We start from the raw sequence: 12,083 nt of genomic DNA, 5'->3' as shown, positions 1-12,083 counted from the left end.
ACTTAGTTATATTTCGCTGAAACTTCTTTTGCTGCTGCCTCAAGTACGTCTGTAATTTCGTCAGTCAGTTTTCCTGCTTTCAATGCATCAAGAGTAGCCCTGTTTTTGTTGTTCAAGAATTCCAAGTAATCTTTTTCGAATTCTTTTACTTTATTCACGGGAACATTTCTCAACAAGTTCTTGGAACCTGCATAGATAATGGCAGTTTGGTTTTCAACAGTATAAGGGTCGTTTAGATTTTGTTTCAAAATCTCCACGTTTCTTTTTCCTTTTTCAATTACATTCAAAGTAACCGCATCCAAATCAGAACCAAATTTTGCAAACGCTTCCAATTCACGGAATTGTGCTTGGTCTAATTTTAATGTACCGGCCACTTTTTTCATTGATTTAATTTGGGCGTTACCTCCAACACGAGATACCGAAATACCTACGTTGATCGCTGGACGAACCCCTGAATTAAACAAATCACCATCCAAGAAAATCTGACCATCAGTGATCGAAATTACGTTGGTTGGGATGTAAGCAGAAACGTCACCAGCTTGAGTTTCGATAATTGGCAAAGCGGTCAATGAACCACCACCTTTTACGATACCTTTCAATGCGTCCGGTAAATCGTTCATGTCTTTGGCGATACTGTCATCGGCAATTACTTTACAAGCTCTTTCCAATAAACGAGAGTGTAGGTAGAAAACGTCTCCAGGATATGCTTCACGTCCTGGTGGTCTTCTCAATAAAAGAGAAACCTCACGGTAAGCTACGGCTTGTTTAGATAAATCATCATAAACAATCAAGGCTGGACGACCTGAATCCCTGAAATATTCTCCAATTGCAGCACCTGCCATAGGAGCATATACTTGCATCGGAGCTGGATCAGAAGCATTGGCAGCAACAATTACTGTATAAGCCATAGCCCCTTTTTCTTCCAACATTTTTGCGATTCCTGCCACAGTCGAAGCTTTTTGTCCGATTGCAACATATATACAGAATACAGGTTTTCCTGCATCGTAAAATTCTTTTTGATTCAAGATGGTATCGATACAAACAGTTGATTTACCTGTTTGACGGTCACCAATAACTAGCTCACGTTGTCCACGACCTACCGGGATCATTGCATCAACTGCTTTGATACCTGTTTGTAATGGCTCGGTAACTGGCTGACGGAAGATAACTCCAGGAGCTTTTCTCTCTAACGGCATTTCGAATAATTCACCCGTGATTGGACCTTTACCATCAATTGGTTGACCCAAAGTATTAACTACACGACCTACAATTCCTTCTCCTGTTTTAAGAGAGGCAATACGTTGTGTTCTTTTTACGGTTGAACCTTCTTTGATTCCTGTTGATGGTCCTAAAAGTACTACCCCAACATTGTCTTCTTCAAGATTCAATACAATCGCCTCAAGACCATTGTCAAATTCTACAAGCTCACCGTATTGAACATTAGAAAGTCCGTAAACACGAGCAATTCCATCCCCAACTTGAAGTACAGAACCCACTTCTTCTAATGTAGCACCAGATTCAAAACCTTCTACTTGCTTTTTTAATATTGCTGAAATCTCAGCAGGTTTAATTTCCGCCATAATTATTTATAAATAACTAGTTACTTAATTCTCTCTTTAATACTTGTAATCTGTCGGCAATGGAAGCGTTGTATTGCTTGTCGCCTATTCTTAAAATAAAACCTCCAATGATGGAAGGATCTACCGTGTTTTCAATCGTGATTTTTTTGCTTGATGAAAAGGTTGCTATTTTAGCCGAAACTTTAGCTTCCAAAGCGGCATCCATTGGAATGGCTGTGGTAACTTTGGCTACTTCAACACCGTTCAAGATATCAAACAATTTGTTGTATTCTATTGCAATGCCGTCCAAGATTTCAAATCTTTTGTTTTCCAACAACAATTGGAAAAGACTTTTGGTTACTGCATTGACAGAAGCAAAAATTGCTGAAACGACATCCTTTTTAGTCTCCGTTACGATAAGCGGATTTTGGATAAAAGAACTCAATTCAGAATTCGATGTTATTGTTGATGCAATCAATGCCATATCAGCACTCACTTCAGAAGCGACACTTTTGGAGTCTGCTATTTCTAAAATAGCTTTTGCATAACGAATTGCTGCTCTTGTACTTGACATATTAGTTTAATTTAGCGTCACCCAACATTTTCTCAACTAATTTTACTTGAGCTTCTTTGTTAGACAATTCGTCTTTTAATAATTTTTCTGCAATTTCAAGTGACAAAGTAGAAACCTGTAGTTTCAATTCGGCCATGGCTGCATTTTTTTCGCTTTCGATGGCAGCTTTTGCTTGTTCGATCATTTTCAAACCTTGAGCTTGAGCTTCATTTTTGGCATCAGCAACCATTTTATCTTTCATTTCACGTGCATCTTTCAATAAAGCGTCACGTTCCATTCTTGCTTCTTGCAAAATACGTTGATTGTCAGATTGAAGGTTTTGCATTTCTTTTCTGGCGTTGTCGGCAGAAAGCAAGGCATTTTTGATTCCTTCTTCTCTTTCGTTAACGGCATCCAAAATAGGTTTCCATGCAAATTTTTTCAATAACAAAATCAATCCAACAAAAATTATTGTTTGCCAGATAAATAATCCAAACGAAAAATCATTTATTAACTTTTCCATAGTATCTCTTTAAATTGTATTCTTTTAATTTAATTTTTTTAAACAAAAGCTGCAACCAACCGTTACAGCTTTTTGTTTTGAAGAATTATACAGCGAATAAAGCTGCAAATCCAATACCTTCAATAAGCGCAGCTGCAATAAGCATAGCTGTTTGAATTTTTCCAGTAGCTTCTGGTTGACGAGCGATAGCATCCATTGCAGAACCACCGATTCTACCAATACCAATACCTGCTCCAATAACTACTAATCCTGCTCCAACGATTTTAGGAATTTCCATAAAAATATGTATTAAAAATTAAACATTCTTTGTTAAGTTTATGGTTTGAGGTTTATGGTTTATTGTTGCAAAACAACAAACTCTAAACAACAAACAACAAACATTTTAATGATGCGCTTCTTCGTGATGATGCTCCTCAACTGCTGAACCGAAGTACAAAGCAGAAAGCATTGTGAAGATATAAGCTTGCAACAAGGCAACTAATATTTCGATAATTGAAATAGCGAATGACAACAAGAATGACAAGCTGCTTCCCAACCAACTTTTGAAAATAAATATCAATCCAATCAAACTCATCAATACTACGTGACCTGCAAAAATATTGGCGTACAAACGAATCATCAATGCGAAAGGTTTGATGAATACACCCAATAATTCGATAGGCGCCAAAATAATTTTCATTGGAGTTGGCACACCCGGCATCCAGAAAATGTGTCCCCAATAATTTTTGTTGGCCGTAAGTGTCGTGATGATAAATGTGATTACCGCCAATCCGAAAGTGATGGCGATATTTCCGGTAACGTTGATTCCCAGTGGAGTCAAACCAAAGATATTCAAGAACCATACAAAGAAAAAGATGGTCAACAAATAACTCATATATCTTTTATAGTGCTTCTCGCCAATGTTTGGAATTGCGATTTCGTCACGGATGTACAATACGATTGGTTCGAAAAGTCTTCCGAAACCTGAAGAAATTCCTCCGTTCTTGGCGTAAGATTTCGCCAGACTTGTAAACAATAAAAACATCAACAAAGCCACAACCATAATGGTCAAAACTCCTTTCGTAATAGAAAGGTCGATTGGTTTTGCGTTTGTAGGATGTCCGTGCTCTTCGGTTAATGTTCCGGCAGCATCGGTTTTGTATATTTTTTCGTGGTGTAATTTGTAGTAGTTTCCGTTTGATTCGGCAACGGCTTCACCGTGGTGGAATTCAGAAGAAGAAAAAATGTGAACTCCGTTGTCCCAAAGAATGATTGGCAAAGGGAAACCGTAGTGTGCTCCGGTCTCTTTGTCTGCAAAAAGAGAAAATTCGTGACCGTCCAAAACGTGGTGACCAATAACTTCTTTTATTTGTTCCTTGATTTCCGAAGTTTCTTCTCCAGAAGCTGGAGCTGCTTCGTGTGCAACTTCAGTTGTTTCAGTGTGCGCTGGCGTAGTTTCCGTTGGAGTATTTGAGAAACCAAATACTGGAAGACAGGCTATTAAAATCGCTATTATAAATTGAAGTGGTTTGTTTGAAATCACCATAACTGTTAATTATCTTAATTTTTAGTTTCTGAAATTGGGTGCAAAGGTACATTTTAAATTAATATGCCAAAAGCATTAAATAATTTTTTTTGGCAGAATTGACTTTTTAAAAAGGATTTATTGCTTATTGTTTAAGATTCTGGCGGTTACAACGGTTTCTATCGTTAAAAACAAGGCAAAAATGATGAAGAAATTCAGTTTTTCGATTTTTACGTTGGGATTTCCTGAATGTAGTATGGGTGACAAAATAGCATAAGAAACTGCCATCTTGATAAACGTTACCAATAGAAATGTATAGCCCACATTATCAATATTTTTTTCTTTTACCTTGATGAGAATAAAAAGAATAACTACCGAACAAACAAAGAAAAATCCATACACAACTTCTATTGAAAAATGGAAATTTTGAAACTTGGGGCTGCTCTCGTTCAAGAAGAAAACCAGCTTGTGTACTAAATAAACCACAACCGAAAGGAACAAAACCTCGAGAATGGCTTGGTGTTTTTTAAAATTCATTTGGGTTTTATGACGATTTGTTGATGTCTTTCAATTGCCTGTTGATGTTGTAAAAAGCGATGGCAACACCCACTAATGTCAGGATTTTGACAAATAGATTATGTGGGTTTGGATACTTTCCGTCCAGCCAATTTCCAAAATACGAAAACAAAAAAATAATTGCCCCCATTTGGATTGGAATATTGATCAGTGCGAGCCATTTGTTATTGGTTCGTTTCTTCGGGTCTTGGTTGTCCATCATTTGAAAGGGCAGTTTTTGAATTGGTATTCATTTTGCAAGAAGCGCTAAAATCGGCGCCGGGTTCCACGGATAGTTTCCCTACGGTTACTTCGCCGTGAATGATGGCTTTGTGTTTCACGTTCAGTATTTCGGCAACCTGAATCTTGCCATTGAACTTTCCTTCGATGTCGGCATTTTTGCAAATAATATCGCCCGTAACACTTCCTGCGGGACCAATGACTATTTTTCCCTTGGATTGAAAATTGCCTATTAATTCACCATCGAGCCTGAAATCGGCTTGGGAAATAATATCTCCTTTTATCGTTGTACCTTCAACAATTCGGTTAGTTTTTCCAAGGAGTTCGGTATATGATTTTGTCTTTTTGTCAAACATGATTTACGGCTTTGGGGGTGATTGAGGTTTTCCAGTTGGAGGCGTCATTCCCGGTGGCAACATTTGTTGGGTAGCTCCGGGCGGCGTTGGTTGTTTCACTTCTGGTGATTGGGGAACTACAGCCGGTTGAACAGGAGCGGGAACAACTTTTGGCGGTGTCAAATATTCGTCCAGATTTTTCTTGATTTGAACCACTTTGTAATTGTCGTTCGAAATCACGACAGCCGGCTCCGTCACTTTATACATTTTATTGTCTTTCATTATCACGACAATATCTTTGGCGTAGGCCTCCGATTTTATGCCGCTAATGGTCAGAAAGTTTTCTTTTTCGGTATAAATATCATACGTGTAAGTCAATTTCTGGACGTTTTCGCTGCCCATGAATTTCTTGATTTTATCTTCCAGGGCTTTGGTGTTCTTGTCTTCCAATTTACCCACTTTATATAGGACTTTCCAGTTTTTGGTATCGACAGTACTGAAATTCATTTTTTCCAATGACGGAATTTGAGTCGTCAAAATTTCACGGGCATTCTTGCCTTCTTCAGTCGTTGGATAATTGTCTGCCACGTATTGCAAGGCGTTTTTGTAGGCTTCCAATCCCTGCAGTTTTCCTAGAATATTTGCTTTAAGCAATTCGAATTTTGGAACAATTTCATCACCCGAATATTGAAGAATCAAGTCGTCCATTTTTGCCAATACTTCAGCAAAATACTCTTCTTGGTATAATTTATACCATTTATCATATACGTCTTCCGGACTGTCCTTTGAGGAAACCAAATCAGGATTTGTATTGTTGATAATTTGTGCATAACGAGAATTTGGATATTGGCTCGAAATACGGGCTTTCATTTCTTCAGCCTTGGCGTTGTCCGTGATTTGATATATTTTGTACAAATTATACATCGTCGGAAGCACCAGTTTTTCTTCGGGATTATTCAGTAATAATTGCTCGAGTTTTTTGCTGGCCAATTCATGTTCCTTGAATTTTTCTTTGTAGATAACCCCCAGTTGGTAATAGGCAAAATTGCGTTTCTTGGCGATTTCGTCAATCTCCGCTTGTGTTTTTGGAAGTTGGTCCAAATAAAAAGTGGTCGTGTATTGTTCCACTTCTTTGGCTGTTTCAATTTTTTCCGTGGCGGTTGTGTCGCTAACGGCACCGTCAACTACCGCCGTTTTAGTGGTTGACAATCTCCAATTGCCGCCCAATGACCTTTCACCAAACTTTTTCTTGAACTCAATTTTTCCAAAAGCCACGGTCGAAGGATTGTAAAAATAGAACGTGTTGGCCACATTATTTCCAGAAGCACTTGGCATTGAAGGAGGCGCAAGCGATGATTTTTTTACTGGTGTACCCGAGGCAGAAACAGGATCATCGGCACTGTTGATGTTGCTTTTGTCTATGTTGGCAAGGGTTTCTTTCTGTTTTTCTTCCAATATTTTTTTGGCTTCATCCGACTTTTTTAGTTTGTCGATATGTTTTTCAAAATACAAAATCCTGTCCGTATCCGATAGCGCAACAATGTTTAAAATACTGTCATTTTCTTTGGCAACAAATTCATATTCAATCACTTCATCCAAGTCTTTTCGAACTTTTTTGATGTGAATGTATTCCCTGGTTTTTACATCCAATTTGACCAAAGTACTGTCATAATACTTTGCTGCGGTGGAATATTCCGTGTTTTTAAAATGCATGTTTCCTAAATTTCTGTAATTCGACGCCACTAAATAAGCGTCGGGAGAATTTCTTTTTAAAGAAGCATTGTAAAATTCTTTGGCCAATTCCTGATCGTTTTGTTTGTCGTAAAAAACGCCCATTTCATGATAAATGACATCCAGAAAAGGCCTGTTTTCACGATCATCGACCAACTTGTTGTAGGTTTTCACGAAAGCATCTTTGTCCCCGTTTTGATAATCAAACAATTGCGCTTTTTTGGCATAAGACTGAATAACCATTTCCCTTTCGGCTTTACGGTTCATGTCTATCACGGATTGATAACTGTAAATGGCGCTGTCCCTTACTCCTTTTTCTTGGTACAATTGGCCAAGAATAAAACGGTATCGCGCTCGTTCTGAATTGATTTTGGTGAAATTTTCGGCTATTTTTAGTTTGGCAATGGCACTGTCTTTTTCTTCCAAGTTCAAAAAAGATTGTGATAAAAGCGCATTGGCATCGGCAATAACTTGTTTTTTCAGCTTTAATTCCTTTGACCGTTTGCTTTCGTAATTTATAAATTTTCCATCAGTTCCTATCGCTACATTTGGGGTTTCTTTGGCAGTCTTGGCTTTTTTAATGGCTTTTTCGTCCAGAAGCTTGCTGATGTTTTTGATGACCTGTGCGTCATTTCCCAACCGCATGTTGGTTTTTTCGCGCCAAATTTTGGCTTGGTCGATATTGCTGCTGGTGGGATATTTGTACAAAATATAATTGAAGGCATCCAAGGCGGGGATAAATCGTTGGTCGTAATACCTTGATTTTCCCAACAGTAAATAGGCTTCGTCTATTTGATAATTTTTTTCTTGACCGCCAATGTTCATCGAATGTTTCTGGATGGCTTTGGTGGCTTTGGCTTCGGCTAGTTCAAAATTGGCGTTTTTGGGTTTTTCCGCAGCGCCATTGTCCTCGATAATCTGCATTCTTTCGATGGGCAACCGCTTCCAGAAATTGTCTTTAGTACCCGTTTTGATGTCTTTGATTCCCTTGTCCAGCCCAATTTGCCCATTGTAAAGAATATTGTCTCTTGTACTTAATGCATGGGAATTTCTGGCCAAAAAAGTATCTTTCTTGGTAGAACATGCTACCAAAAACAGTATGAATGCTATAAAAAAAGAGTGTTTAAATATCTTGGTTTTCAATGGGAAACAGTTTATCATTTAACTTTCAAAAGTACATTTTAGTATAATGACTGGTAAAAATACGTTTCTTTTTGAAATATCGAAATTTAAACGGCAAAAAACGTTTCCAATTCCCGCAAGGTTTCATGTGATGTCTGGATGTCTTTCACGACTTCGCCTTTGTTTAGGGCAACAATCCTGTCGCAAACCTCGACCGTGTGAAGCAAATCGTGGCTTGAAACCAATACGGTTACATCGGGATTTTCGGCCAATTCCTTGATGATTTTTTTCAATCGGTTTACGGTTGTTGGATCCAAATTGGCAAACGGTTCATCGAGAATCACGACTTCGGGATTGCCGATTAGCGTGGCGATGATCCCAACCTTCTTTTGGTTCCCTTTGGATAAATCGCGGAGGTATTTTTTGTTTTTCAGGATTTCGCCATTAAAAAATTCTTCGTGTTTGGCCAATAAAGCATCAATGTCGGCTTTGTTTTGACCGCGCAAATCGCCAATGAAATAGAAATATTCCTCGGGCGTGAGATAGCCAATCAAGAAACTTTCGTCCAGAAAAGAAGCCGTAAAAGGTTTCCAGTTTTCGCTGGTATTCACCTGGACATCGTTGTTGATGATATGTCCTGTTGTGGGTTGGATCAAATCCAATATCAAGCTGAAGAAAGTCGTTTTTCCAGCCCCATTATTGCCCACCAATCCAAAACTTTGTCCCTTTGGAATTTCTAGAGTGTCTATTTTTAATACGGTAGTTCCGTTGTATGATTTTGAAAGGTTTTGTACGTTTATCATTTTTTGATTTTTTTGGTAGAGACGTTGCATTGCAACGTCTCTACGAATTACGATTTTTGTTTGTATGCCGCTATGGTTGCGTATTTTTCGGTTTTGTATATTTTTTCAATCAAGGAAAAAGCCTTGTTTTTAAAGGCAAATCCCATTATTCCCAACAAAGCCACTAATGCCAGTCCAACATTGGCATTGGCCAAAGTAGAACCTGCCCAATAAAGTAAAACAGGCAAGGCCAATTGCGGAATCGATACCAACATCGTTTTTATGTTGAACGCTTTTTTATCGCCAAAAGCACCTTTCCCGGAACTCAAATCTATGGGTGTTTTTGTGTATGCACCGCCCAATAAAACCAAATGGGAATTGACTCCAATGTTATAAATCGCTCCCACAACAATGGTCATATAGATTTGCCATCCAAAATAAAGATAGAACGAAGCAAGGATGGTTGTTATGATGGTCGCAATGACCATCAACCACCATTTGGAACTCAAATAGCCTTTGTAGGGAATGTTTTGCGTCATCATTAATTGGTAATAAGCACTGTCCCAACTCGGCACGAATTGCCCGAAAGTGATTAAAAATCCTCCCGACACAAAAATACCGGCAAAAATGTGCATCACGGGATTGTTGTAGGCTTCGATTCCGTTGGTAAAAAAAAGCAGTCCGTAAAAAAGAAACATCACGCTTAACCCAACAGTAGTTTTTGATCTTTTGTTTCTTTTGATCAATTTGATGTCGTTTTTCAAGAATGTCCCAATGGTGCCAAATTGGTTCAACCAAGTCAAATCCTCCGTTTTGGCAATGTCGTGTTTGCTGGAAAGTCCAGCATCAAGATACAAATCACTTTTAAAATAATTGAACGTACCATAATACAAGCCTATCAACAAAACCACAGGAACTGCAAAAGCCCAATAGGTGTTGAAAAGAACATCAAAAATTGGTCCCGTGTAATTGGTGATATCAAAAAAACCAAAGTAGTGCAAACCACCAAAAACAGCGGCGATTCCAACAAAAACTGCCAACAAATTGTCCTTGTTGCTCAACACAATATTGACAAAATTGTTGATGTAAATCAAGGAAACCATAGCCGTATGCCAAAGAATCACCGACAGCACATCGTATCCCTCATAAATCAAGACAATACTAAATGGAAGAAAGAAAAAGGCATGAACAAAATTAAAAAAGGACAAGACCGTTTTTCCCAAAGAAAAATGTACGATAATAGGTTTTTTTATAGGAAGAACCAGCAACGGACGAATATTCATCACGGGTATCTTCTGCAGTAATAATCGAATGATTAAGTCGAATAGCAAATAATAAATCATAAATTTATTGATGGTAACTATTGGGTCGAAATGCAATTTTTTGAGGATATAAAAGGCCCCAATTCCTAATACCAAAAAAACTAAAATGAAATAGGCCGCTACAAAACCCATTAGTATTTTGATGGCCAAATTGGCTCCGAAAGAGGCCGACCTAGTAAAAGCCTTCCATTCGAGATAAAGGAATTTCTGAATCATAACAATTGGATTATTTTCTATTAGTTGATAAATGTAGAAAAAAGTTACAAATTTTAAATAGAATATTCTGGATTTGTTTTTGCAAGTTCTTCGGAAACTTTTTGGGGAATGATTTTTATCGGCTGGTGCAGAAAACGGCTATTAGAAGCCTAATTATTGATGTGTCCTTGCAAGTTAAAGCTTATTATAATGCCATAAAATTCATAATGAATCTATAGTGAGTCTATACTCGCTCTATAGTCATTCTATAAAAACATATAAAATAATAGATTCATTATAGAAATACCATACAAACTTATTAGAATTAATATGAAGTAAACAGCAATACAACAGGCTTTAGAAGGTCTTTAGCGTCGGCATAATCCAGGTTTTGGGATTCGCCATTGGAATAAACAAAACAGAAAAAACACGGCTTTTAAACCCATTTTGACAAAAAACCAGACAAGGAAACCTAAAAAACCAAACTTCTAAAGTCATAAACTTCTATATTTTTTTTGGTTTACTATCTTTGCAAAAAAATATTCCAATGCCTTTATTCAAAAAACTCACCATAAAAGAAGTAAAACGCGAAACCAAAGACGCTGTTTCCATACTTTTTAATGTTCCCGAGGAATTCAAATCCCATTATACTTTCGTTGCCGGTCAATATGTCAATTTGAGATTGACGCTGGACGGCAAAGAAATTCGTCGCGCCTACTCCATTTGTTCTTCGCCAGAAAGTGGTGAATTGAGAATTGCGGTGAAAGCAGTGAAAGACGGTGCTTTCTCCCAATTTGCCAACACCAAACTAAAAGCAGGCGATATTCTTGAAGTGGGAAAACCGGAAGGAAAATTCACTTTGGAAACGGAAAGCCATAACCAAAAAAACTACGCCGCTTTTGTGGCCGGAAGCGGAATCACGCCAGCCATTTCTATCCTGAAATCAGTTTTGAAAAGCGAACCGCAAAGTTCTTTTGTTTTGGTTTACGGAAACAAATCGCCGGAAGAAACCATTTTCCACCAGGAATTACACGATTTACAACTGAAATATACCGGAAGATTATTTGTGCATTATGTCTATAGTCAAGCCAAAGCCGATGGCGCACTTTTCGGTCGCATCGATAAATCGGTCGTGAATTTTGTCTTAAACAACAAACACAAGGAATTGGAATTCGACAAGTTCTATTTGTGTGGACCGGAAGAAATGATCAATACCGTTACCAAAGTTTTGAAGGAACACAACATCAAGGATTCGGCTATAAAATTCGAATTGTTCTCCAGTTCTGCTGTCGAAAATTTGGAAGCCAGTTCCCACGAAGGGCACACCAAAATCACGATGACGGTTGACGATGACGAAACGACTTTCGAAATGTCGCAAAAACAAACCATCCTCGAAGCAGCCCTAAAACAAGGCATAGATGCTCCCTATTCTTGCCAAGGCGGAATTTGCAGCAGCTGTCTCGCCCGAGTAAAATCAGGAACGGCCGAAATGAAGAAAAACTCCATCCTGACCGACAAAGAAATCGCCGAAGGTTTGATTCTTACTTGCCAAGCCCATCCAACCTCCGCAGAAATTGTGGTTGATTTTGACGATGTTTAATCAGATGGCAGATTTTAGATTGCAGATTTCAAAAATTAAATAGTTAACGAAAACTTCTCTGA

At 38.1% G+C, this 12,083-nt stretch carries 12 protein-coding genes; 1 reads left to right on the top strand and 11 read right to left on the bottom strand.

Annotated elements, in window-relative coordinates:
• Positions 1-2: 2 nt before the first annotated feature.
• The 11 genes from atpA to OZP13_RS16020 all read right to left on the bottom strand — a co-directional run bounded on the left by atpA (position 3) and on the right by OZP13_RS16020 (position 10,442).
• The gene (gene atpA / locus OZP13_RS16070) at positions 3-1,580 is read right to left on the bottom strand and encodes a F0F1 ATP synthase subunit alpha (RefSeq protein WP_281297829.1); all 1,578 of its coding nucleotides are present in this window, start codon (positions 1,578-1,580) and stop codon (positions 3-5) included.
• A 16-nt stretch (positions 1,581-1,596) separates the two neighbouring features.
• Positions 1,597-2,133, bottom strand: coding sequence for an ATP synthase F1 subunit delta (gene atpH / locus OZP13_RS16065; RefSeq protein ID WP_269241133.1), 537 nt, complete (start codon positions 2,131-2,133; stop codon positions 1,597-1,599).
• A gap of 1 nt (position 2,134) precedes the next feature.
• On the bottom strand, positions 2,135-2,635 hold the full coding sequence (locus OZP13_RS16060) for a F0F1 ATP synthase subunit B (RefSeq protein WP_281297828.1): 501 nt from the start codon (positions 2,633-2,635) through the stop codon (positions 2,135-2,137).
• Between the two features lie 85 nt (positions 2,636-2,720).
• Positions 2,721-2,912 carry an ATP synthase F0 subunit C gene (gene atpE, locus OZP13_RS16055; RefSeq protein ID WP_073367797.1) on the bottom strand — a complete coding sequence of 64 codons (192 nt, stop codon included), beginning with the start codon at positions 2,910-2,912 and terminating at the stop codon, positions 2,721-2,723.
• 105 nt (positions 2,913-3,017) lie between these two features.
• Entirely contained in the window at positions 3,018-4,160 is a 1,143-nt protein-coding gene (gene atpB / locus OZP13_RS16050) for a F0F1 ATP synthase subunit A (RefSeq protein ID WP_269241131.1), read from the bottom strand.
• Positions 4,161-4,277: 117 nt separating this feature from the next.
• Positions 4,278-4,676, bottom strand: a complete 399-nt coding sequence (locus tag OZP13_RS16045) for a hypothetical protein (protein ID WP_269241130.1) — start codon at positions 4,674-4,676, stop codon at positions 4,278-4,280.
• Positions 4,677-4,683: 7 nt separating this feature from the next.
• On the bottom strand, positions 4,684-4,917 hold the full coding sequence (locus OZP13_RS16040) for an AtpZ/AtpI family protein (protein ID WP_269241129.1): 234 nt from the start codon (positions 4,915-4,917) through the stop codon (positions 4,684-4,686).
• Positions 4,880-5,290: a bactofilin family protein gene (locus OZP13_RS16035; protein ID WP_281297827.1), complete on the bottom strand. Its 411-nt coding sequence runs from the start codon at positions 5,288-5,290 to the stop codon at positions 4,880-4,882. The genes OZP13_RS16040 and OZP13_RS16035 overlap by 38 nt, the downstream gene beginning before the upstream one ends.
• 3 nt (positions 5,291-5,293) lie before the next feature.
• Positions 5,294-8,143 carry a type IX secretion system periplasmic lipoprotein PorW/SprE gene (porW, locus tag OZP13_RS16030; protein WP_281297826.1) on the bottom strand — a complete coding sequence of 950 codons (2,850 nt, stop codon included), beginning with the start codon at positions 8,141-8,143 and terminating at the stop codon, positions 5,294-5,296.
• 86 nt (positions 8,144-8,229) lie between these two features.
• Positions 8,230-8,925, bottom strand: coding sequence for an ABC transporter ATP-binding protein (locus tag OZP13_RS16025; protein ID WP_281297825.1), 696 nt, complete (start codon positions 8,923-8,925; stop codon positions 8,230-8,232).
• Between the two features lie 47 nt (positions 8,926-8,972).
• Positions 8,973-10,442, bottom strand: coding sequence for a DUF5687 family protein (locus OZP13_RS16020; protein ID WP_281297824.1), 1,470 nt, complete (start codon positions 10,440-10,442; stop codon positions 8,973-8,975).
• A 526-nt stretch (positions 10,443-10,968) separates the two neighbouring features.
• On the opposite strand from OZP13_RS16020, the gene OZP13_RS16015 reads away from it, so the two are divergent.
• The gene (locus OZP13_RS16015) at positions 10,969-12,021 is read left to right on the top strand and encodes a ferredoxin--NADP reductase (protein WP_281297823.1); all 1,053 of its coding nucleotides are present in this window, start codon (positions 10,969-10,971) and stop codon (positions 12,019-12,021) included.
• The last annotated feature ends 62 nt before the right edge of the window (positions 12,022-12,083 follow it).

Source organism: Flavobacterium limnophilum (assembly GCF_027111315.2).
Taxonomy (GTDB): domain Bacteria; phylum Bacteroidota; class Bacteroidia; order Flavobacteriales; family Flavobacteriaceae; genus Flavobacterium; species Flavobacterium limnophilum.
Note: the sequence above shows the minus strand (reverse complement) of the source record. Positions and strands in the feature narration are given on the sequence as shown.

What these genes read in the sequence shown, in the direction of transcription:
- atpA (WP_281297829.1), bottom strand. Translation starts at nt 1,580, where the DNA reads ATGGCGGAAATTAAACCTGCTGAGATTTCAGCAATATTAAAAAAGCAA.
- atpH (WP_269241133.1), bottom strand. Translation starts at nt 2,133, where the DNA reads ATGTCAAGTACAAGAGCAGCAATTCGTTATGCAAAAGCTATTTTAGAA.
- OZP13_RS16060 (WP_281297828.1), bottom strand. Translation starts at nt 2,635, where the DNA reads ATGGAAAAGTTAATAAATGATTTTTCGTTTGGATTATTTATCTGGCAA.
- atpE (WP_073367797.1), bottom strand. Translation starts at nt 2,912, where the DNA reads ATGGAAATTCCTAAAATCGTTGGAGCAGGATTAGTAGTTATTGGAGCA.
- atpB (WP_269241131.1), bottom strand. Translation starts at nt 4,160, where the DNA reads ATGGTGATTTCAAACAAACCACTTCAATTTATAATAGCGATTTTAATA.
- OZP13_RS16045 (WP_269241130.1), bottom strand. Translation starts at nt 4,676, where the DNA reads ATGAATTTTAAAAAACACCAAGCCATTCTCGAGGTTTTGTTCCTTTCG.
- OZP13_RS16040 (WP_269241129.1), bottom strand. Translation starts at nt 4,917, where the DNA reads ATGATGGACAACCAAGACCCGAAGAAACGAACCAATAACAAATGGCTC.
- OZP13_RS16035 (WP_281297827.1), bottom strand. Translation starts at nt 5,290, where the DNA reads ATGTTTGACAAAAAGACAAAATCATATACCGAACTCCTTGGAAAAACT.
- OZP13_RS16025 (WP_281297825.1), bottom strand. Translation starts at nt 8,925, where the DNA reads ATGATAAACGTACAAAACCTTTCAAAATCATACAACGGAACTACCGTA.
- OZP13_RS16020 (WP_281297824.1), bottom strand. Translation starts at nt 10,442, where the DNA reads ATGATTCAGAAATTCCTTTATCTCGAATGGAAGGCTTTTACTAGGTCG.
- OZP13_RS16015 (WP_281297823.1), top strand. Translation starts at nt 10,969, where the DNA reads ATGCCTTTATTCAAAAAACTCACCATAAAAGAAGTAAAACGCGAAACC.